Here is a 23767-nt window from a genome sequence, read left to right as displayed (position 1 = left end):
CATAAATACTAATCAAAATGAATTTATTGCATAAGGGGATAATCTTCGGAAAAAGGGGGAGAAATTTCAGGATTTTTATTGCCGTTTAAATTTCACTTATATTTAGGATTACTAATTCAAATAGGATCATTCATATAGCCCCTTCATTAGCTGCTATTCCTTTGAAAAGGTGATGAAGGACATTGTGAGGAAGCTGTTTATTTATGAGTTGCTCAGCATATTCCACTACAATTTTCACTTGATTAAATTTAATAGTTATATCCCTCAACAATGTCCCTTTCCTCTGTGTTAACCCCTCCTGCTAAAGCAGCTTACTGTGATAAATGGATTTTCCACTTGATTCCCATGTTGTGATACAACTGCTGTTGGAAGTTCAATTCGAAAATATATTCGTATTATTTAACTCCTTTCATTAATCAAGTCAAACTGCTAAAAGACTTGATTTAATGTATGTATTCGATAAACAACAATGGTATAGACTATACGTACACCAAAGAAAAGGAGTTACAAACATGAAGAGTTTAAAATTAATGCTGGCAGCATTATTATTAATGGCCGTAGCATTGGCTGGGTGCGGCAATCCTAAAGAGTCTGGCGAGGAGAAAAATAGTGCTAATAAAGAAGAACAAATCACTATACACCATATTCGAAATGCTACAGAAGTTGTCGAATATGCAGGGAAAAAGTTTTTAATTGACCCAATGTTAGCAGCAAAGGGGACTTATGAACCTTTCCCAAATGCATTAAGAAACGATCCAAACCCTTTAGTTGACTTGCCAACATCCATTGATAGCATTATTAAAGATGTAGATGCTATCCTTTTAACACATTTGCATTATGACCACTTTGATGATGCGGCCAAAACAGTATTGCCAAAGGACATAAAAATATTTGTGCAAAGTGAAGCAGATGCTAAAGAAGTAAAAAAATCTGGTTTCCAAGATGTTGAAGTTTTACAAGAAGATACAGTTTTTGAAGATGTCCAATTGATTAAAACAGAAGCTCAGCATGGAAGAGGAGAGATGGCCGTAGCTGCTGGTTCAGTCATGGGCTTTGTTTTCAAGCACCCTGATGAGAAAACTTTATATGTAGCTGGAGATACGGTTTGGTATGAAGCAGTACAAAAAGTAATCGATACACATAAACCAGAAATCATTATAGTGAATGGCGGGGACAACCAGTTCTTACAAGGCGGTTCTCTAATTATGGGGAAAGAAGATATCCATAAAGTTTACCAGGCTGCCCCTGATTCAAAAATTATTGTTGTTCATATGGAGGCTGTCAACCATTGGGCATTATCCAGAAAGGAATTAAAAGCCTTTATTAAAGAAAAAGAAATGTCTTCTAATGTTTTAGTACCAGATGATGGAGAAGCATACTCATTTTAAGCTAAATTAAAGCCTTCCTTTTTAAAAAAGAGCTAGCCATTCAATAAGGATAAACAATATATAATGAACTTTTCCCACTAAACCTTTTACTCCTGTTACGGAGTAAAAGGTTTTATAAAGTTAGAAAAGAAAAACTTTGATGTTTTTCGGCTTCAAAATGTCGATTCACGCAAAGATTGCTGAAGAAGAAAAGGAGCCGGCTACAACAGAATGGGCTGAACACCCTCTACTTTATGTACATTTTAAGGCGAACATCAAGTACCATAGAGAAGGAGAATAAACAATGAATCAAACAAAACCTAAATTGTGGACGAAAGATTTTATCATTCTTTCCTTAGTCAATTTTTTCTTAACGTTAATATTCTTTTTATTAAATGCAACAATTGCTGTGTTTGCTATAAATGAATTCAGTGCCTCTACTAGCCAAGCTGGTCTTACAGCAGGGATATTTATTATCGGTGCTTTGATCGGCCGCTTATTTACCGGACGGATCATTAATTCAACCGACCCAAAACGAATATTAGTTATCGGATTAATCTTTTTTACATTAACAATATTGTTATACTTTGTAGATTACGGGATCGCCTTTCTCATTTTGAGCCGATTAGTAAACGGTATTGCAATGGGTACAGCGTCCACAGTAATCGGTACGGTTGTAGCCTTCACCCTACCGGCATCACGGAAAGGTGAAGGAATTGGCTACTTTGCTGTAAGTACAGCACTAGCTACTGGAATTGGTCCATTCATTGGCCTTTATATGAGCCAGCATACAACCTTTAACATGATTTTCATTTTCTGTCTTCTACTAGGGATTATTAGTTTGGCAACAGCATTTTTCATCAATGTCCCTATAATGAAAACAACAGAAACAAAACATGAAAATGTAGGATTTAAGCTTTCCAGCTTCATTGAACCAAAAGCACTTCCCATTTCCATTATTATTCTTGCAATGACCTTGTGTTTCTCCAGCATTCTTTCTTATATAAATTTATATGCTATTGAGTTAGGTTTGGTAGAAACAGCAAGCTTTTTCTTTGTTGTATACACAGCTTCCGTCTTGATATCGCGACCATTCACCGGCCGCTTGATGGACAAAAAAGGAGCGAATGTTATTATGTATCCGGCCTTTATCGTTTTTGGAGCCGGAATGCTACTGCTCAGTTCAGCAAGCAACAGTGTAACCCTTTTATTAGCAGGCGCTTTAATTGGTCTCGGCTTTGGCAATATTTCATCAATCGCTCAGACAATAGCGGTTAACTCGGCTGCACCTCACCGCTTGGGGCTTGCCACAGCTACTTTCTTTATATTTTTTGAAATCGGCTCTGGATTTGGACCTTCACTCCTTGGATTGGTTATACCAACAACCGGCTATCAGGCCCTGTATGCGATTTTGGGAATCATCGGTCTTACAGTGTCGGTACTCTACTACTTCCTGCACGGCAAAAAAGAACGTGCAGATCGGATGCGTATAGCTGCATCAAAAGGATAAACGTTTGACAAAAGACATCCTGAACCAACACAGGATGTCTTTTTAGTTTGTCCTCATTCCTTAAATAGAATAATACATTTTATATGAAATAAACATATCTTAATCTTATCCTAAAAGCTATTTTGCTGGAGTATAATACAGGGCTGCATATATTATATGTTGGACCAACGAAGTCTATGGATGTGTTTGTGTGTACCAGCAAGACAAGCCAGTTTTATTAAGAAATAACTGGCTTCTCACACTAAAACAATCGTTTTCAACATGGGTAGGATATCAGCGACGTTACGATGTAGTTTAGCGCTTCTTCCACATACTTTCTATGCCCCGTTTTCAAGGGTCAACTATCTCAAGATGTTCCAAATATTTTTTTCTCCCAGTGGTAATAAAACCTTTTTTCTTTTAATGTAAGTGCCTTACCTACAATTGCATTTGAGTGATGGGGCCACTAGACAAATAATTTCTCCTTTAAATTTTCATTTTAAAATACATGAACCGCCTTTTTTCATTATCTCTGTGATGAAAAATTTAACTTTCTCAACTTCTACAGTTGAGCTTTAAATTTCTTCCGATATTCCGAGGGGGTTAAACCATATTTTTCCTTGAAGATTCGATAAAAGAAATAAATATTGCTAAATCCTACTTCGTTTGCAATTCTGTTTACAGGCAGATCATGCATTTCAAGTAAGTGACTGGCTTGTTTCAACCTAATTTCTTGTAGTAAAGGAGCGAAGGTTAAACCGAAATATTTCTTTAATATTTTACTTAAATAATTAGGGTGAAAATGGAAATGTTCTGCGGTCGAAACGAGAGAAACATCCCGATAATTCTCTTCCATGAAGTGTAAAATGTCTGCAACGTTATACTGTTTTATATTATTAGGTTGTTGAATTAGTTGTTCTTTCTCATATTCACGTAAAATCTCAGTAAAAATAAGAAGCATATAGCTATTGATCGCTTCCTCGGAACATAGTTGTTTATTAAAAAACTCACACATCAATTCGGACATGAACATGTCTATTTTGCGATTATTGCTCGTTTGCAAAACAATATAATCGTGGTAGCCCTTTTCTTGATACAAGGCGCGTATAAAGAAATTTGTAAGTAAGCTGTTGCCGGATAAACGCCCAAGCATAGTTTTATCAAAATAAGCCTTTCTCATTAAAATGTTTATGATAATGTCGTTTTCTCCAGCAACTTTAATATCGTGTACTACATTCAAATCTAAAATGCATAGAGCTCCTTGACTCATGGTTATAGTTTCGCCATTAATCGTCTGTGTACATGTACCGGAATAAACATAAATCATTTCGATAAAAGGGTGATAGTGCGGAACTAATTTCAAAAAACGATAATGCTGGTTGCATGTAATATTTTGATCCGGCTTCATAATTAATTTATCCGAAAGATGATGCACCTGTCTTGATACTTCTTCGTAATTATCCTCAATAATAAATTCTCTATCATCGTGAAAAGCTAGCAGCGGCGGGTTGGTGGAATTGAAATAAGCTAATTCGTAATCTTTATACGAGCGAAGATATTGATCTAACTCTGCACTATTCACTAAACTGTCCTCCTGTGAGATTTGAATCTGACATAAAAGATTATTCAAACTGACATAGATAATCATTCGAAAACCGGTAATACTGTATTTAAAGCGCTTGCATTAAATGCGCTATGTGTGGATTTTGTTATTCCTATTGTATGTTTTATTCTTAGGATTTTCAATTTGTTTAGATCAGTGGTCGAATTGTATTTCAGAAGTTGAATATAGAAAGGAGATGATAAGCACGGTAACAGCATCGAAGATCCATAGTAATTTTGCTTGTTTTATGAGCTGCCTGCTTAGAATTCTGTTTATTCCAATTTTTGTTAAACAAGGATCAAAGAAGACCCAAAGCATTTTTTGTGGTGAATTATTCATAATTCATACCTATTCAATCTCAAATTTTTATTCTGAATATAAGATAAATAAAAAATAATTAGGTTTCGTGTAAGAAAATATAACACACGTTGTTTGTACTCTGTTTATTGTTCCGTTTTTTACAAGGAAGTATACAGATAAATAAATTATATTGAGAATAAGCAAAAATTGAAGAAAGGAACGCAATATATTCATCAAAGTAACTGACACAATTATTAGTACTATAAATCGTGGATTGAAATCTTTACATGCCGAAGAGATAAAAATAAGTTAATTAGATAATCATATGGTAATTTGATTGTTTTCAATTTTTGGAGATCGGTGCATTGAATTGTATTTAGGAAGATGAAGATAAAGGGGGATAATTACTGTGGCAGCATCCAAAATTCATAGTAATTTAGAAGGTTTTGAAAAGATAAAGTTTCGTGAAAAGTTTTCTTATGGCTTAGGATTTTTCGGCTTAAATTCCATACAAGGGATGATTATGTATTTCTTGATTTTCTTCTATACAGACATTGCAGGATTACCAGCGTCGGTTGCAGGTACGTTAGTATTTGTGTCCAGGTTGATTGACGGAGCCCTTACACCATTTATCGGATACAAATTAGATAATACACATACAAAATGGGGAAAGTTCCGCCCCTATTTGCTTTATGGAGCTTTTCCGCTGGGCATCCTTTTCATTTTAACTTTTACTAATCCAGAGCTTGGACAGACTGGACATATGATTTTTATTTTTACCACCTATTTACTGCTTAGTACCCTAATAAGTGTGATAGGAATCCCGCTCACTGGACTAAATACCATGATAACAGCGGATCCAAAGCAGCGAGCAAGTCTTACGGCCTTTATGCTTGTTTTTACAAGCCTTGGACTTTTATTGGCCTCACAGTTAACGACAGTAATTGATTTTTTTGAAAACCCTGCCACGGGCTTCTTTGTAACAGCTATATCTATAGGAATACTGGCTATCTTCTTTATATGGCTTTGCTTCCATAATACAAAGGAAAGAGTAGTTCCTCAACAAGAAGCCGAAAAAATTACGCTTAAGGAAATGCTGTTTGCTATTGCCCGAAATAGAGCTCTGCTTATCATTACTCTAATAATGTTTTTGATCTCTATAATTTTAAATGTCAGATTAGGAGCGCTAATTTATTATTTTACCTATAATTTGAATGCAGTTGCATTATTTGCTGTATTCAATCTGGTATATACTTTAATCACAGTTTTCATTCAATTTGGAATCGGAGAGACGTTAACCAAAATTGGTAAAGTAAGGATGTATAATATTTCTGCTATTGTTTGTTCAGTAGGATTTCTTGGTGCATTCCTTATTGGCGGTTCTAACATTACATTAGCTCTAGTGTTTACGACTATAGGAAATATCGGAATGGATTTATTATTTTTGTGTATTTGGGCAATGGTACCTGACACGGTTGATTACGGAGAGCAGACAACTGGCCGACGTTCAGAGGGCACTATTTATTCCATACAGGCATTGAGTGGAAAAGTGGCGGCAGCACTGGCTGGAGCCCTACTTGGTTGGCTCCTAGCGACTTCTGGTTATAATCCGAATGGAGAACAAACAAAGCAAGCCTTAGATGGAATCATGCATATTACTAATACGATTCCACTTGTCCTTACAGTCATCACTTTTGGAGTTATGTTCCTATATCCAAGAAATAATAGCATACAGGAACAATTAACGGACGACGAATTAACAAAACCTTTCATTGAGAATGGTCATTCAAACAAAGTACAATAAATTTTCAAAATAGTCAGTTCCAAATCAGGAGCATGTTATCGACCTCTCAATTAAATATTAACCCACTCCTCTATGAACTTTTTGGGACTCAGGTTACGTATAGCGAAGACCAAAAGGTTCACAGAGGAGAAAACAATGTGCATTAAACGTTCGAGAATCCCTATTTCTAAAGTATAAAAACATGTGAAGAGAGACAAAGGGCTAGAAGCAGATCAGTTTTAATTGATAAACTTTAAAACTAATGGATTAGGTCAGAATAGAAACTCATAGGAGACAGTAATAATGAAATATAATTCAATACGCCCTGGTCAAGTATGGCTGGATACAACAGGAAAAAGGATACACGCTCATGGTGGTTCAATAATGTACATTGATGGAGTCTATTATTGGTACGGAGAGAATAAAGAGAAGACCTTACCGGAAACAAATATCTGGCATTGGGGAGTACGTTGCTATACTTCTACAGATCTTTATAACTGGGAAGATAGAGGATTAATTATACCGCCTGAACCATACAATCCAGAGTCCTCCCTTCACCCTGAATCCATGATGGATAGACCGCACATTATTTACAATAAGAGAACAAAAAAATATGTATGCTGGCTGAAAGTAATGGAAAAAGATGATACACAGACTGAAACTGTGTTAACGGCTGACCATATATTAGGACCCTATACGAAGGTGAAAGAGCGATTACGTCCACTTGGAATGAGTGCTGGAGACTTTGACTTGGTGGTAGCACCTGACGGTAAAGCGTATTATTATTTCGAGCGAGTTCATAGCGAAACTATTTGTGCAGATTTAACGGATGATTATACGGATGTATCTGGGTATTATAGCACCCACTTCCCCCGTGTATCACCACCAGATGTAAGAGAAGCAACAGCTCATTTTTATAGAAAAGGACTTCATTATTTAGTGACCTCTGGAACTACGGGATATTTTCCAAATCCTTCAGAAGTGGCATGTGGTAAGACTTGGCACGGTTCTTTTAAAGTGCTCGGGGATCCACATGTGAATGATTCTTCTTGCACTTCTTTTAATTCTCAGATTACATCTGTATTTAAGCATCCTCAAAAAAAGGATCTATATATTGCTTTGGCGGATAGATGGCTGCCTGCCCTTCCTGAAATAGAAGGAGAGAATTTTAAGAGTGGAGCTTCGTATAAAAGAATTGCAAAAATGATGAACTCTTTTTTTAACGAGGAGAATGTTGAAACAACGGACGATATAGAGATATTGCTAAATGCCAATACCTCAATTGCCGATTATGTATGGCTGCCATTCAGATTTGATGGGGAGAAACCTTATCTTGAATGGAAGGATGAGTGGAAGATAGAGGATTATGAATAAAAACTAGTCAAAATAGCTTGGATAGTATTTTCGATTAGACATGGGTAACTGAGGTTCATTTCCCAAAATGAGACGTAATGTTACCTTGGATACAAAGTAAAAATGGTATTTAATACGTTTGATTATGGAAAGTGGAAAACTAGCCGACGTTCAGAGGGTACTAATTATTCTAATACAGGTAATAAGGTGTGCCCTGCTGGTCTGGCAACCATCGGTTAAAACGATAATGGAGAACAAATGAAGTAATTGTTAGGATGGTCATTCAAATAAAATTTAGTAAATTTACGAAATAATAGCAGGAGGTATAGTTTTTATGCAAATCAATATTACCGATCTCACAGTTGAATATCAATCTAGTCTTTTAGGAACGGATATTCTAACTCCTAGATTCAGTTGGAGAATCAAAGCTGATAGACGAGGAGTGGTTCAGCAAGCTTACCAGATTCAAGTTAGTATAGAAAAAGATGATTTCTCCTCAGTTTATTGGGATTCAGGGAAAGTATTATCCAATGAATCAATTCAAGTTGAATATAGTGGACCTCCTGTTTCCTCTCGAACGAGATACTATTTTAGAGTAAAGGTATGGGACGGGCTGGGGATAGAATCGAATTGGAGCGAGACGACGTATTGGGAAACCGGATTGCTTAATGCTGATGAGTGGCAGGCAGAATGGATAACACCACACCCTGATGATATTGATTCTTTGTCCCCAGAAGCATTCATGCTTCGTAAGGAATTTACACTTGGAAGCAATATTACCTCTGCACGGATTTATGCAACTGCCGCTGGATTGTATGAACTGCATTTAAATGGCGAGCGTGTGGGTAATGAATTTTTGACACCAGGATGGACAAGCTACCAACACCGCCTTCAATACCAAACCTATGATGTTACAGATGCTGTTCAATCAGGAAAGAATGCAGTAGGTATTATATTGGGAGACGGCTGGTTTAAAGGAGAGCTTTTGCTGGGCCGTCATCAGTATGGCGATTTTCGTTCCGCCCTGCTTCAACTACATGTAAAGTATGAAGATGGATCTGAATTATTGATTGGAACAGATTCTACCTGGAAAGCTACAATTGGTCCTATCCTATTTTCAGAGTTGTATGACGGTGAGATATACGATGCACGTAAAGAAATAAAGGGTTGGGACCAAGCGGGATTAGAAGATTCAAACTGGGCCAGAACAATTCCACACAGCTGGAGACCAGAACGTCTAGTAGCACAGGAAAATTGGCCGTGTCGTGTGGTAGAAACCATACATCCAATTGAAGTCATTCAAACTCCGGCCGGAGATAGAGTGCTAGACATGGGACAGAATATGGTAGGGCGAATGAAATTTATAGTTGATATTCCCCAAGGCTCTGCTATTACGTTGAAGCATGCTGAAGTATTGGACAAGGATGGAAACTTCTATACTGGAAACCTGAATCCTGCAAAGCAGCAAATTGAGTTTATTTCTAATGGAAAAGGCAACGTTACTTATTTTCCGCATTTTACATTCCAAGGGTTTAGATATGTGAAAATAGAAGGCCTACCAAATTACTCGGATGAAGCATTGATGGATGCTTTTGTAGGTGAAGTTATTCATTCAGATATGAAACAAACAGGCTTTTTTGAATGCTCTGATAGACGGGTTAATCAACTTCAGAAAAACATCGTATGGGGTCAGCGAGGCAACTTTGTTGATGTACCAACGGATTGCCCACAGCGTGCTGAGCGTCTTGGTTGGACAGGTGATGCACAGGTTTTTATCGGTACTGCCCTATTTAATTATCACGTGGGACCTTTTTTCACCAAATGGCTTCGCGATGTTTCAGCAGAACAGCTTCCTGATGGAAGTATTCCGGTTGTTGTGCCGGATGTTCTATCCATCTACTCGTCTTCAGGATGGGGTGATGTTATTACAATTGTCCCTTGGAACATGTATCAGGCCTATGCTGATAAGCGCATCTTAACCGAGCAATATGACAGCATGAAAAAATGGGTAGATTACATCAGATATCAAGGAGAAAATGAATATTTATGGAACACCGGATTTCACTTGGGTGATTGGCTAGCACTTGATGCCAAAGAGGATAGTTATGAAGGAGCAACACCAAAAGATTTAATCGCTACAGCTTTCTTTGCTCATTCTGTTAGAATTGTGCGTGATACAGCCCGTGTTATAGGAAAAATGGATGATGCAAAATTCTATGATGAAGTGCTGCATAATATCATTAAAGAGTTTCATTCTGAATTTGTGTCCCCCTCTGGCAGGCTGGCAGCACATACTCAAACAGCTTATGTTCTGGCACTTGTCTTCGACCTTGTTGAAGGTCCTGTACGGGAACGGGCAGCAAAAGAATTGAACCATATGATTGTAGTAAATGATTATCATCTTTCTACCGGATTTATCGGCACACCTTATTTATGTTTTGCCTTATCAGCAAACGGTTATCATGATACAGCGGTAAAACTTTTACTTCAAGAAAGTTACCCTTCATGGTTATACTCGGTTTCTAAAGGTGCTACTACCATTTGGGAACATTGGGACAGCATTAAACCCGATGGCTCATTCTGGAGCGAAGACATGAATTCTTTTAACCATTATGCCTATGGAGCAATCGGCGAATGGCTTTACCGGGTAGTCGCGGGTCTTGATCAGGTTAAGGGAGTATCCGGCTATAAAAAGATTCATATCCGTCCGCAAATTGGTCATGGTGAATTAACATATGCAAAAGCTTCTCTTATTTCGCCTTATGGAGAGATTGTTTCATCTTGGCGTATGTCTGGTAACAAGGTTGAACTTGAGGTGCATATACCGCCAAATACATCAGGCACCATTACCCTTCCGCATAGCGACAGTTCAACTATTTTCGAAAGTGGCAAACGTTTAGAATTAGTGGAAGGAATTGAGTCATTTACCATCAAGGATAATCATGCAGAAATTATAGTCGGTTCTGGAGTTTACCGTTTCTCTTGTGCATATCAATGTGCTCCTAAGCTCATTACCGAAGAGACTTTACTATCCGAACTATATGAAAACCCTGATGCAATGAAAGTAATTGAACAATATTTTCCAGAGTTTACGATATTCCTTATAAAATCAATGAGTATTGGAGAAGCAGCTCGACTGCCAGGGAGTCCTCTGACAGAAGATAGCCTACAGTTAATGCTTGACCGGTTAAACAAATCTAAAAGTCTTGTTTGAACTACCCCCCATTACTTAGTGAATTCTTTGACCAAGAGGATTTCTACGTGTAGAGGCTTGTCAGCCTCTAAAAAATCAGGCTATGTTCCTTACAAACAGGCAAAGCTTTTTGCATCGCAAAGCTGGTAGTGGAAACCAAAATCAATTGTTTATAGATTGCATAATTTAATCAAAAAAGAAAAGGTCTTCTCCCTCGAACGAAATAATAACGTTTTAAGACCCTATTATTCCATGCCTCCTATAACGTTTTGAATTGTATTTGCACCTTTGATGTGTTAGCAAAATTCAAGCCTGTTTGGTGATTTATATATTCACATAAAAAATTGATAATGATAATAAAGTAAAAAGACGAGAAATTAATAAGCTTCTCGTCTTTTTTGTTGCCCTGAATACGGGTTTTTCCCTTGCTCTATATTACTTTTAAGAACTATTAATTATTTTGGTTAAAAAAATCTTCCTTCAATTCATTCCTCAGCAATTTAGGTTCTCGTTTATCTCTCTCCAACTTTACACATACCTAGTAATCTTATTGTTGGTCTATTATGAGCCAGGATTAAAAAAGCTGATCCGAAAGCTGGAACAGCTTAACCACTAGTATCACAAATGATCCTGTCTGTATTTCGAAGGCAGTTCTCCATAATACTTTTTAAATAGCTTGCTGAAATACTTTTTATCCGTATAGCCGACCGCTTCCGCAATTTCATAAATTTTCATCGGGGATGCAAGCAAGAGAGTCCGTGCTTTTTCCATTCGTTTGCGCGTTACATAATCGAGGATAGTTTCTCCTGTATGCTGCTTGAAAAACTCACTAAAATAGGTCGGATTCATATACACAAGAGATGCAATTTTATCAATGGTAATAGGGTCCGATAAATGCCCGTCAATCCATTGCTTAGCAGTTTGAATCGGTCCTGACATGTTTTCTTCTGAATGAGTCTCTTCAACCCGCTTTTTTTGTACCTCTTCTTTTATTTTAGCGAGCCTTTTCTTCAGTTCCATGCGGTCAATGGGCTTTACCAAGTAATCAACTGCTCCTTCACGCAAGGCAGTCTGCACATATGAAAAATCGTTATATCCGCTAATAATGACAGCAAAAAACTCATAGCTTGTTTTACTCTTTAACTCCTTCAGCATGGACAGCCCGTCCATGACCGGCATGCGTACATCTGTAAACACAGCGTCAAACGATAGATTCATGGAAATAATCATATCGATACATTGCTTTCCTGATCCGAAGCTACCGATAATTTCCCACTCTTCCCCGTTCGCTTGGATAAGCCTTTCAATACCTCTTCGAAGTTTTGGTTCATCATCAACTACAATTACCCGAATTGGTTGATCACTCATACCCCTTTTTCCCCCTAGTTTATCGGCACCCGGATCAGCATCGTTGTACCAACGCTTTTTTCGCTATTTACCTGCAGCATATAATCTTCCCCATAATGAAGCACAAGCCGTCCATTTACGTTCAAAATACCAAAATGATGATCACGATTTAGATCAGTCTGCAGTGTAAGCAGCTGCTTGATCTCTAGCAGCTTAATTTTGCTCATCCCTGCCCCGTTGTCCGATACATTCATATGAATTTCATTGCCCACCCGCTTAATCAGGATTTTTATAATCAGCTGCTGTTCCGGAACAAAGGCATGTTCAAGCGCATTTTCCACAAGCGGCTGTAAAATAAATTTCGGAATATACTCCTTGTTTCCATCCATTTGCACATTAATCTCAAACGTTAAGTCATCCTCAAAACGGTACGATTGAATGGTCAGGTAATCACGAATATGCTGAAGTTCCTGATGAATTGTTACAAGATTTTCCTTGTTGCTTAAGGAATAGCGAAGCATTCTGCCCAAAATGGTAACCATATCCACTACCGTGTTTTTATCATCTTCTTCCACCGTCATGGCTATCGTTTCAAGCGTATTGTACATAAAGTGTGGATTAATCTGAGATTGAAGAGCGTACATTTGCGCTTCTTTTTGCTTCAATTCAATTTGATATTTTTCGCGAATGAGCTCTTGGATTTCCTTGATCATCGTTTGAAAGCTTTCAGACAGTAATCCTACTTCATCATTCGACTGCCTGTTTAATTTAATATTGAAATCTCCTTTTTCTACCCGCTTCATCTGCCCGGTTAAGTTTTGAATCGGCTTGGCGACTCCCCATGCCAGCAAAGCAGCTATAACAAGTGCAACGGCTGTGACAGCAGCAAATAATAAAATCGTAATGTTGCGAACAAAATTCGTTTCAGCCGTCAGCTGATCAAGTGAAATCCGATGCGTTAAAATCCAATGATACTGCTCGGACAGATCCATCCCAAATAACATCTCTTTTGTTTTAAAGCTTCCGTTTGATGTCGGATACTCTGCCACTTCCTTGTCGATTCTTCCGATTTGATCCGTCTTTGTGTGGTAGAATATATACCCCTCTTCATTCATCAGCCAGATGTCCGCTTCTTCCTTCTCATCAATAGGCCGGACAATCCGATCGATAAATGATAAATCCAGCGCAATAAACATCGTGCCAAGACTGAGTCGGTTTTCCACATCATTGAGAGGCTTCGCAATTAAAATAAACGGACGCCTATCTTCAAACTCAAGCGACGTTTCATTTGGCAACAACAATGTTTCTTGGCTCCACAAATCAAGGTTTTGCCCGTAAAGCCCAACAGCTTCCTTCATTGGAAATCCCGAAAAATAATGGGCTTTGGTACTGCTAAACAGCCTGTTATTTGAAGAAATAAAGATGCCGAGAACATCTTGCTGGCTGCCGTGGATAAATGTATTTGATAAGTAGGTATTGACAATAAATTCATCCTGACGCATCGCCGAAACAGTTTGGTATGCATCTTTTCGCAATATTTCAATAATTTTAGGCGCATTATAAATCTGGTCAGGCATTTGAAAAAATTCATTGATCTGCCGCTCAATATTATCATTTGCCTGATTAAGCAGCCGCGGAATATACGTGCCGACCTGCCGCTCAATAGAAGAAACATACTGGCTGTAAGCCAAGCAGCCAAGCAAAGCAATAGGAATAACAGTAATGGAAATATAAGTAATAAATAATTTTGTCTGTAACCGGTAGTCACGGAAGGAACGCCATTTAAAAATCATATTGATCCACATTTTCTTTAGTAAAATCAATCGGTTCGCCCATAATGACAGTATCTTTCCCACTCACACGAATCGTTCCAACCCCAGGAACATATTGAAAATCGATCGTCTCTGACCCATCGATTAAGCTTTTCGCCATGGCAACTGTTAAATAACCTAGCTTTTTTGGGCTCCAGAGTGTCACAACTTGGGCAGAGCCATTTTTTAAATAATCGCGCATTAAATCTGGTGTCGATATACCCACCACCGCAATTTCCCCTGTTTTTCCTGCTTCTTCTACTGCTTTAGCCGCCGCAGGCGGTCCTACCGATGAATTGCCAATGATGCCCGCGAGGTCAGGATATTTCTTAATAAGTATTTGTGCCTGAATAAAGGCATTGCGTGAATCATCGTTTGTTGCTACTACCTCTACCAATTTCATATTCGGATAATATTCTTTCCATTGTGCCTGTATCCACTTAAGCCATGCATTGTGATTTGAGGCGGAAAAAGAGCCGGTCATAATGGCAAAAGTCCCATGCTCACCGGTATTCCACGCGAGAGTATCCATAACATGCCGCCCAAGAACTTCGGGATTTACCATATCAATGAATAAGTCCCGTGCTGCTGGTTCTGTATCTGAATCCCACGTTATAATAGCAATTCCTGTTGCTCTTGCCTGTTTTAAAACTGGTGCCAGCTGGATTGGATCATTGGCGGAAACAGCGATAGCATCCACTTTTTGATTAATAAACTTTTCAATAATCACTTGCTGGCCTTTTGTATTTGCCACAGTAGGACCTTCATACAAAACCTCCACTTCTAATTCCTCCGCCGCTTCCATTACACCGTCTTTTACCGAATTAAAATAAGGGATATTATCTAATTTAGAAACTATACCAATCGTGTACTGATTCTTCTCTTGTTCCTCCGGCTGCAGGTTAGAATATGAACTGTTTGATCCCAAAAGCTCATAAGAATCCTCATATGAGCAACCGCTTACAAAAAGAAGGATCCATATGGTAGATAATCTTTTTTTTATGGCACTCATACCTTTTGTATTATTTATTGTTTGTCCTCGTTATAACCCAAAAATTACCGATACTCCTACAGCTAAAACAGATGGAATTCTAAATCTCACAAGCGTTAAATCTTCTAATCTCACGACGAGAATGCTTGAACTGTGTCTTTTCCCATGTCATATGAATCTCCTCCCCATAGGGAAAAATTTCAAATTAACACTACCTATATTTCTCTAGCCTTATGAAACCTTCTGAAAATGCCAACTTATTAACGAACCGCTTCTTTATAACTTTACAACTATTTCGAAAAATTTATAATGGCTTTAAGAAACCTATTTTATAACAAAATCAAACCTCGAAATTTTAGAGTAAAGGAGATTCATACAACTATCGAAAGTATATTATGATGAGTTCAATCAACTGAACGAATGGAAAAATATTTCATTTATTTTATATAAATTTAATTCTTAATTACTCTCAAGAAAGGAGGAGGGCTTGAACTAAGACTCGTTTAATGGACAGTCTAATAAAAAAAGACCTGCAATTTATGTTGTAATCAAATGACTAAATACCCATACCCTATTCAGGAAACAAGACTACACACAGCATAGTTAATTTCATTCTATAGTTGGAAACTATATCGACTATTACAATCACAAAAAGATCAAGGAATAATTAAAAGGATTAAACCCAGTACTATATAGGGTTCAATCCTCGTTATTTACATAATTTATTGTCTAACTTTTGAGTTCACTTCAATGGAGTTTTTTTTATATAAACAAATTCGATTTTTAGTTCATTAATATAAATAGCCTTTTTCCTGTTTTAATCATTTACACTTTAAATTTGGAGATATTCCCCTGAAGGCCTTGTGCCATAATGCTTAGTTCATTGGTTGAAGCTGCAATTTCTTCCATTGTTGCATTTTGTTCTTCTGTTGCTAAAGCAACGTGTTGTGTATTTTCTGCAGATCGTTTAGAGATACTTGTTATAGCAGAAATTATTTGCACTATTTCTTCGGAACTTGCATTTACTTCTTCTACAGCAACAGATACTTCTCGAGCTTGATCGGTAATACCCGCAACCATTTTTGCAATTTCATTAAAAGATTTTTCCGTTTTATTTACCTTATTGACACCTGCTTTCAAGGAGGTTGAGCCTTCTTCCATTGAAAAAGATACCTGGGTGATTTGTTTTTGAATTTCTTCTATGAGCGTTCGGATATTCTTCGTTTCTTTCCCCGATTCTTCTGCAAGCTTTCTGACTTCATTTGCTACAACAGAAAACCCTTTTCCCTGTTCTCCTGCGCGAGCTGCTTCAATGGCTGCATTTAAAGCCAGTAAGTTTGTTTGGTCAGAAACATTTGAAATTAAATCTACTACTCTCCCAATTTCTTTGGAACGTTCTTTTAATGCATGAATAATGATAGCTGTCTTTGTTATATTTTCTTGAACAACATCCATTTGTTCTATCGTTTCTTTAATGGCAACTGTACCGGCTTCTGCTTTTTGATTGGTTTCCATACTTAATTCCGATACGGTTTGAATAGAATAAGCAACCTGTCTCATTCCTTCTGAAATTTCAACAACTGATTGTTCTGCGGAGTTAATACTTGTTACTTGGCTCTCTGATCCAGATGCCACCTCTTGAATAGCAAGATTGACTTGTTGAGTTAATTGAGATGTTTGTTCAGAGCTCGCGAGAAGTTGTTCGGATGATGCAGCCAAAGACTCTGATGTTTGAATAGCGTGACCAATTAACAGTCCAAGATTGTTCGTCATTTCGTTAATAGATTGAGCCAGGTCACCAATTTCATCTTTATTTTTCACATGCACAGGATCAATTTTTAAATTTCCATTTGCTACTTCTCTTACATTTTCAGTAACAAGTTGAAGTGGCTTCGATATCGTACGTCCAATAATATAAGCAGTAATAAGACCGCCAATAATTCCAATTACAAAAATAATTATAATGAGGTTAAATGATGAGGCAAAGAGCTGACCACTCTCAACACTCGCATTTTTGACTCCATCACCATTCAAATTAACCAGAAAGTCCAGGTTTTTTTGCATATCAGAAAAAATAATCTGCGACTCATCCAGTATTTCTGTTAATCTATCATCATCTGCCTTACCTGCACCATTTATTACATCAGTTTTAGAACCAATCTGGAGAAAGGTTTTATGTAACTGTTCGTATTCTAACCATTTTTGCTTCAATTCCTCAAAATTTTGTCTCTCTTCTTCCAAAAAAATTGTGGCTTCATATTCTTCAAATGTTTTTTGAACAGTGGAAAAGGTGCTATCCATCTCTTCCTCTAATTTTATCAGCTCATTTTTATCAGGCTCTGAAATATATTTGTATTCAAGCGCCAAAATATGTTCTCTAAGATAATTAATGTTATTGATAGCTTGAACACCTGGAAGCAAGAGTGTTGTAATCTCTATTGACTTTTTATTTATCTTATCCATACTATAAATAGCACTTCCACCTAAAAAACCCAAAAGAATAATTAAAAATAAAAATCCTGTGTATAATTTCTTTGACACTGTAAATCCAGACACTTTCACTACACTCCCTCATTTCAGATAACCTGCTGAACAATATTTTATGTTGTTATTAGTACACTCATTTTCAATATATAAATGCAATCGTGCTGGTTATGAATACTTTGTCCCCAAATTCGATTTAAAAGTTTATTTCAGATCAAGAATTTCAATTCTTAATCAAACTGATTGGTTACGAAAATATCGCACGCAAACTTAATATAGAAATGTTGATCCCATATCGAGGAACGGTTACCATTTAAAAGTGGAAAAATCTGTGTTTACACTAAAATATTGGCTCATTTTCGGTCTCACTGTTGCCAATTACTCAACGTTATCAAAAAAGCTAGGACATCTGAATTATGCTCTGATGAAAGAGATCTTTACTTTTATCGCCCGCAAGTGTAATTGAATTCCGCGCTAGTCACCATTAGAAAATACGTCTTTCATGGGCTCAACCCGGCATTAAGCTTCATATCAGATTTTCATTGGAAACTGTATAATTCTGATTAATCAATACGCATGTTTCACTATAGATTAATCTATATTTCAGGGATAAAAACAGCCAGGACTCTAATACGAGTACCTGGCTATTTTTTCTTTTTACTCAGCAAAATGAGATTTATTTTAACTATTTAAATGTAACATTTAAACAGTTGTAAGTTCGCTTTCAAAGACCTTTTCTGGTGAAACAAAACTATAGCCAAGATCAGCCGCGATAGCTTTATACGTAATCTCACCGTTTGCTACGTTTAATCCACATTTTAATGACTCGTTTTCAGAAATTGCTTTGTACACACCTTTATTAGCAATTTGTAATGCATAAGGCACTGTTACATTTGTTAAAGCAATCGTAGATGTTCTTGGAACTGCTCCTGGCATATTTGCCACGGCATAGTGCACTACACCGTGTTTTTCATATATTGGATTATCATGTGTTGTAATCTGGTCAACTGTCTCCACAATGCCGCCTTGGTCAATCGCAACATCGACAATAACAGAACCAGGCTTCATTGTTTTTACCATCTCTTCTGTTACCAATTTAGGTGCTTTTGCGCCAGGGATTAGCACTGCACCAATTAAGAGGTCCGCTTCCGCTACAGCTTCTGCAATGTTTAATGAATTAGACATTAATGTCTTGATTTGGTTTCCAAAAATATCATCTATTTGGCGTAAACGATCTGCACTTAAGTCTAGAAGGGTGACATCAGCACCTAGACCAATAGCAAGTTTTGCTGCGTTTGTACCTACAACACCGCCGCCAATAATGGTCACTTTTCCGCGGCTGACACCGGGAACACCCGCAAGAAGGATTCCTTTGCCCCCGTTTGCTTTTTGTAGGAATTGAGCCCCGATTTGCGCAGACATACGGCCCGCAACTTCACTCATTGGAGTGAGAAGCGGAAGAGCACGACCCGTGGCCACTGTTTCATAGGCAATGGCAGTAACACCTTTATTCTTAAGAGCCTGCGCTAAAGACGGCTCAGCTGCTAAGTGCAGGTAAGTAAATAGGATTAATCCTTTACGGAAGTAACCATACTCGCTAGGAAGGGGTTCTTTCACTTTCATAATCATTTCAGCTCTAGACCATATATCCTTTACACTTTCAACAATCTCTGCACCAGCCTTGGCATAATCTTCATTTGTAAAACTGCTTCCGATCCCAGCATCTTTCTCAACTAAGACTTTATGGCCAGCATGTAAAAATGAAATAACTCCGCTTGGGGTCAGGGCAACACGGTTTTCATTATTTTTAATTTCTTTTGGAATTCCGACAATCATCATTCATATTCTCCCTTTTTTATTTTATATTTTTTATTTAATAGGAATTAATGTTTCTCCTTCACATCGATCAAATCCTCATTCACATTTGAAACTGGTACTTTCGAGTTTTTTTCTATTATCTCTTTCACTAATAGAAATACAATTCCAGCTAGTAACCATGCTCCTCCAACTAACTTGCCGGTTGTAGAAAGACCGATTAAAAGATAAGAACATACAGCAACCCCTATGACTGGTACTAATAAATAAGCAAATACATTTTTTTGTTTGTTTTTAACAAAGTAATGGCTGATAACCGATAGATTCACACATACAAAACCAAACAATCCACCAAATGCCAGCAAATCAGATACCAACTGCAAACTAAGTGTCATAGCTCCAACAATGCCGAGTCCTGCCATGAGCAGAATATTGTACACTGGTGTTTTGAATGTTGGATGAAGATAAGTAAAAAACTTTTTCGGAATTGCGTCCTCCCTTCCCATTCCGTATAACAAACGACTTGATGCAGACTGGCTTGCTAAGCCACTCGCTACGTTTGCAGCAATAATGATCAGGGTAATAAAAGTTTGAATAAAGTGACCGGAAACAATGGATAAGACTTCAGAAAATGCTGAATCAGGATTAGTAATCCTTATATGATCTTCTAGTACAACAATCCCGAAATAAGTTACAGATATAAAGAAAACAGTTTGTATAGCACAAGAGATAATAATCGAAAGTCCGATCTTTTTCCCACTTTCATTTGTTTCTTCCGCCAATGTGGTTATGGCATCAAAGCCTAAATAAGCTACTGTTACGAGAGCAGCACCGCCAATAACCGCACCAAATGAAAAAGTATCCGGGTTATATAATGCATTCATATCTAATAGGTTGAATCCACCTGTAACTAGGTAATTGATAGTTGAAATCACAAAGGCCAGGATAGCCAAGACCATAAGAGTTACAAGTACAAAATTTACCTTTGCCGCTACCTCGATACCAATTATATTGACAATCAGGACTGGGATAGCAAAAATGAGAACCCAAGCCCAAATCGGAATACTAGGCATAAGAACATTAGCAAAGGTGGAACCTATCAAAAATGTTAGCATTGGTAAAAAAAGATAATCTAGTAACATTCCCCACCCAGCAATAAAACCTATTTTCGGATGCAGTGAACGTTTTGCGTAAATATAGGTGGAGCCGGAAACCGGGTATGCCTCCACCATTTTTCCAAAACTATATGCGGTAAACAGCATTGCTACAAAACCTATTAAATAAGATAGTACAGAGTGGCCTTCGGAAACAGACGTTATAACTCCAAAAAGAGACATTGCCGCTACTGGTGACATAAAAGTCAATCCAAAAATCACGAGATCCTTTAGCTTCAATGCTCGTTTCAACTCTTGTTTATGACTATATGATTCCATTACAAGCCCCCTTAAGTTTTCTATCAAGCAGCACAGAGATCATTTATATTAAGACTCCTGGAATACTCGACTCTCCAGATGAGATAATGCATAATCAAGTGCATCCATCGCTTTATCAATATCTTCTCTAGATACATTTAAAGATGTGCCAATCCGCATGGTATTCGGCATAGATCCACCCATTAGCACACCCTTTTCCAGTGCTTTTTCCTTAATAATTTCAACAGGAAATGTATGCGCATCCGCTCCATGTGTGAAATTCCTGTCTATTTCTACAAATGGAGTCATCTTGTCATCTTTAACAAGCTCAACTAGCCAGAGAACTCCGTAGCCTGCCGCATGACCTATTGATCTGTGTTTAGCCTTTAACTCTAGGAACTTTTGTTGAATATATTGTCCAGCTTCCTTTGCTTTTTCTACTAAATTTTCATTTATAATATATTCTATGTTTGCACAAACAGCTGCCATGGCAATCGGATGGCCTGAATAGGTTGAAACTGTCTCCCAGCGATATTCGTCCATGAACTTTGCAATTTCTTTATTAACGACTACGGCACCCGCAGGAATGGCCGAACTTGAAATCCCTTTAGCCATCGTGACAATATCAGGCTCTACTCCATAATGCTGATAAGCAAACCATTCCCCAGTACGCCCAAATCCAGTTAATACTTCATCAGCAATCCACAAAATATCGAGTTCTTTTGTCATCTTGCGAATTTGTGGAATATATTCATCCGGAGGATGAACGGAACCTGCTCCTTGCGTAATTTCTGTAATAATGGCCGCTACTTGTTCGGGACCTTGGTTTTCAATCATGCGTCTTGTATACTTCACACAAGCCAGTTCCCCATTTTCGTCGTGACAAGAACCGTATTTGTGCCCTAATGAACAACGCATACAGTTTGGAGCAGGTGCAACAGCAACGATTCCGCTATCTTGTCCTGGTATTTGTTGTGGACGAGCATTTGGATTCGTCTCTGCCATACCGCCTTTAACTCCTTTAATTCTTGTAACAGAGGCAGAACCTTTCGTCCATCCATGGTAAGCATACTCCCGAGTGACAACAAGCGGCCGATTTTTATATAACCTCGCAATCATCAGAGCAGTCTCAACTGCTTCACTTCCTGTGGAAACAAACCGAACTTTTCCTGGCCAAGCTTCATTTCCAAGTACATCTTCAATAATAAGTTTGGCTGCTTTAGATTTATAATCTGTAGCGTAGGCATCTTGTAAAAAACCATAGCGGTCAAGAGCTTCTTTAATAGCATTATTAATGGTTTCATTCCTTTGACCGACATTTACACAGTACAATTGATTAAAACAATCCAATAACCTTGTTCCATCGGGCTTAATAAGGTAATCACCTTCAGTTGACTCAATTGGTATAGGTTGATATTCGTCTTGTGTAGAGAATGTTCTTAAAATATACTTTTTATCCCATTCCTCAATTTGTTTCCAGTTAATCTCCTTCATAATTTTTCCCCCTCTATGATTGATTAACTCTGTAATTAAACAATAGTCGAATTTACTTTTTTCTTATTGTAAAAATGGGAACATTCTATTTTTTCTGAACTAATAGAGATTACTTTTTCATAAAAATCTCAAAAAACTCCCTACCACCAAGCAATTGTTTCATAGAAAAAGGCTGCAAAAGACTTCCTAGGAAGTCTTTTGCAGCCTTTTTGAGCATCCAAGCTTTTATTTCTTATTTAATTTTTCACTATTCAAACTACATTCAAACTAGAATATTCTAACTTTTCAGAAGGTAAATTAGAAAGTTTATTAGGTGTTATAGAAGCAAACTTTTGAAATTCATGTATTAAATGCGCTTGATCATGGTATCCATTCTCGCTAATGACATCCCAAATTGTATAATGATTTTTTTTTGTAAGCATATATAATGAATGCTGAAAACGTACAATATTACTGAATAATTTTGGTGGAATACCAACATGCTCTTGAAATTGCTTACGTAAGTATCTAGTAGAATACCCAGTTTCCTCTGCTAACTGGTTTATGGTTATATTTCCTTTTAAAGAATAGATTCTATCCATGGCATATACCATAGCATTTTGTGAACTGTCAGAACTAAAAATGTGACTCCCAATTAGTTCTTTAAATAAAGTTATTCTTTCATAGAAATTTTCCCCATGTATTATTCTTTCCATAGCAGTAGAATGAACTGAAATTACGTCAGTTAACGGTACTGTACTTCCTATCATTTCTTTCATTGAATAATTTAAGTGTCGATTCTCTAGTTTCGGCAGAAATCTAACACCAAAATATTCACAATTAGCCTGAAGGTTTAGTATTTCCTTTTGGAGAACACTACCACCTATAGAGGCAGAAGTATTTTGATTACTGCAGCAAAACAATATCTCTACACATCCATCTGGAATAATTGATATCAAATTCGTAGAATTTTTATTCACTTTGAGTTGGTAGAACAGCAGGTTTGATTGGCTTCTTATATCTTTTTCTTTTTGTTCAATATAATAATCAGTGTTGATTTCAAATTCAGGTTGCAAAGGAAGATGCATTTTCGAATATCTAGTCATGATGATCTACTCTCCTTTTGATTTCGGGATTACACAACGCCTATGAAGATGAAATTAATTATGATATACAAAATTCTATCAAGATAGCTTTGTGTTAGATTTTCTTACAATAAATTGTTTTTCGAGTTGCAAAATTCTATCTAATTATCTCTCAGCCAAAAAGTATGTACAATCCTGTTTTACGGAAAAGCGTCCCGTTACTTTTTGTTAATGGTTTGACGATAGAAAACTAATCTAGAC

The 23767-nt window shown here is 37.2% G+C and carries 14 protein-coding genes; 5 read left to right on the top strand and 9 right to left on the bottom strand.

The genetic code is table 11. The features are described from left to right. The first annotated feature begins 629 nt into the window (after positions 1–629). Both VP97_RS20810 and VP97_RS20805 read left to right on the top strand, forming a co-directional pair. Entirely contained in the window at positions 630–1388 is a 759-nt protein-coding gene (locus VP97_RS20810; RefSeq protein WP_050184099.1) for an MBL fold metallo-hydrolase, read from the top strand. Positions 1389–1671: 283 nt separating this feature from the next. Continuing rightward, positions 1672–2877 (top strand): MFS transporter, encoded by a 1206-nt coding sequence (locus VP97_RS20805; protein WP_050184083.1) that lies wholly within the window; start codon positions 1672–1674, stop codon positions 2875–2877. A 541-nt stretch (positions 2878–3418) separates the two neighbouring features. On the opposite strand, the gene VP97_RS20800 is transcribed toward VP97_RS20805, so the two are convergent. Beyond that, the gene (locus VP97_RS20800; RefSeq protein WP_050184082.1) at positions 3419–4438 is read right to left on the bottom strand and encodes an AraC family transcriptional regulator; all 1020 of its coding nucleotides are present in this window, start codon (positions 4436–4438) and stop codon (positions 3419–3421) included. Between the two features lie 730 nt (positions 4439–5168). On the opposite strand from VP97_RS20800, the gene VP97_RS20795 reads away from it, so the two are divergent. The 3 genes from VP97_RS20795 (at position 5169) to VP97_RS20785 (ending at position 11109) form a co-directional block, all read left to right on the top strand. Continuing rightward, entirely contained in the window at positions 5169–6563 is a 1395-nt protein-coding gene (locus tag VP97_RS20795) for an MFS transporter (protein WP_050184081.1), read from the top strand. A gap of 282 nt (positions 6564–6845) precedes the next feature. Then, positions 6846–7916, top strand: coding sequence for a family 43 glycosylhydrolase (locus tag VP97_RS20790; RefSeq protein ID WP_050184080.1), 1071 nt, complete (start codon positions 6846–6848; stop codon positions 7914–7916). A 313-nt stretch (positions 7917–8229) separates the two neighbouring features. After that, complete coding sequence (locus tag VP97_RS20785; RefSeq protein ID WP_050184079.1) at positions 8230–11109, top strand: alpha-L-rhamnosidase; 2880 nt, start codon at positions 8230–8232, stop codon at positions 11107–11109. 597 nt (positions 11110–11706) lie between these two features. On the opposite strand, the gene VP97_RS20780 is transcribed toward VP97_RS20785, so the two are convergent. The 8 genes from VP97_RS20780 to VP97_RS20745 form a co-directional block, all read right to left on the bottom strand. Beyond that, entirely contained in the window at positions 11707–12456 is a 750-nt protein-coding gene (locus tag VP97_RS20780; protein WP_050184078.1) for a response regulator transcription factor, read from the bottom strand. A gap of 14 nt (positions 12457–12470) precedes the next feature. Then, positions 12471–14228, bottom strand: coding sequence for a cache domain-containing sensor histidine kinase (locus tag VP97_RS20775; protein WP_050184077.1), 1758 nt, complete (start codon positions 14226–14228; stop codon positions 12471–12473). Beyond that, positions 14218–15174 carry an autoinducer 2 ABC transporter substrate-binding protein gene (locus tag VP97_RS20770; RefSeq protein ID WP_245629951.1) on the bottom strand — a complete coding sequence of 319 codons (957 nt, stop codon included), beginning with the start codon at positions 15172–15174 and terminating at the stop codon, positions 14218–14220. The genes VP97_RS20775 and VP97_RS20770 overlap by 11 nt, the downstream gene beginning before the upstream one ends. An 888-nt stretch (positions 15175–16062) precedes the next feature. Further along, positions 16063–17799 (bottom strand): methyl-accepting chemotaxis protein, encoded by a 1737-nt coding sequence (locus VP97_RS20765; RefSeq protein ID WP_050184075.1) that lies wholly within the window; start codon positions 17797–17799, stop codon positions 16063–16065. 624 nt (positions 17800–18423) lie between these two features. Next, on the bottom strand, positions 18424–19557 hold the full coding sequence (gene ald / locus VP97_RS20760) for an alanine dehydrogenase (RefSeq protein ID WP_050184098.1): 1134 nt from the start codon (positions 19555–19557) through the stop codon (positions 18424–18426). Positions 19558–19604: 47 nt separating this feature from the next. Further along, positions 19605–20969 (bottom strand): APC family permease, encoded by a 1365-nt coding sequence (locus VP97_RS20755; RefSeq protein WP_050184074.1) that lies wholly within the window; start codon positions 20967–20969, stop codon positions 19605–19607. A gap of 48 nt (positions 20970–21017) precedes the next feature. Then, positions 21018–22442: a class-III pyridoxal-phosphate-dependent aminotransferase gene (locus VP97_RS20750; protein WP_050184073.1), complete on the bottom strand. Its 1425-nt coding sequence runs from the start codon at positions 22440–22442 to the stop codon at positions 21018–21020. A gap of 251 nt (positions 22443–22693) precedes the next feature. Then, positions 22694–23527 carry a helix-turn-helix transcriptional regulator gene (locus VP97_RS20745; protein WP_050184072.1) on the bottom strand — a complete coding sequence of 278 codons (834 nt, stop codon included), beginning with the start codon at positions 23525–23527 and terminating at the stop codon, positions 22694–22696. Positions 23528–23767 lie beyond the last annotated feature (240 nt).

Origin of the sequence: Domibacillus robiginosus (genome assembly GCF_000966195.1) — a bacterium.
In the GTDB taxonomy this organism is placed as follows: domain Bacteria; phylum Bacillota; class Bacilli; order Bacillales; family Domibacillaceae; genus Domibacillus; species Domibacillus robiginosus.
The sequence above is the reverse complement of the archived record's forward strand: the minus strand, read 5'-3'. Positions and strand labels throughout refer to the sequence as shown.

Coding starts and splice junctions, on each gene's coding strand:
- VP97_RS20805 (WP_050184083.1), top strand. CDS start 1,672: ATGAATCAAACAAAACCTAAATTGTGGACGAAAGATTTTATCATTCTT.
- VP97_RS20790 (WP_050184080.1), top strand. CDS start 6,846: ATGAAATATAATTCAATACGCCCTGGTCAAGTATGGCTGGATACAACA.
- VP97_RS20785 (WP_050184079.1), top strand. CDS start 8,230: ATGCAAATCAATATTACCGATCTCACAGTTGAATATCAATCTAGTCTT.
- VP97_RS20780 (WP_050184078.1), bottom strand. CDS start 12,456: ATGAGTGATCAACCAATTCGGGTAATTGTAGTTGATGATGAACCAAAA.
- VP97_RS20775 (WP_050184077.1), bottom strand. CDS start 14,228: ATGATTTTTAAATGGCGTTCCTTCCGTGACTACCGGTTACAGACAAAA.
- ald (WP_050184098.1), bottom strand. CDS start 19,557: ATGATTGTCGGAATTCCAAAAGAAATTAAAAATAATGAAAACCGTGTT.
- VP97_RS20755 (WP_050184074.1), bottom strand. CDS start 20,969: ATGGAATCATATAGTCATAAACAAGAGTTGAAACGAGCATTGAAGCTA.
- VP97_RS20750 (WP_050184073.1), bottom strand. CDS start 22,442: ATGAAGGAGATTAACTGGAAACAAATTGAGGAATGGGATAAAAAGTAT.
- VP97_RS20745 (WP_050184072.1), bottom strand. CDS start 23,527: ATGACTAGATATTCGAAAATGCATCTTCCTTTGCAACCTGAATTTGAA.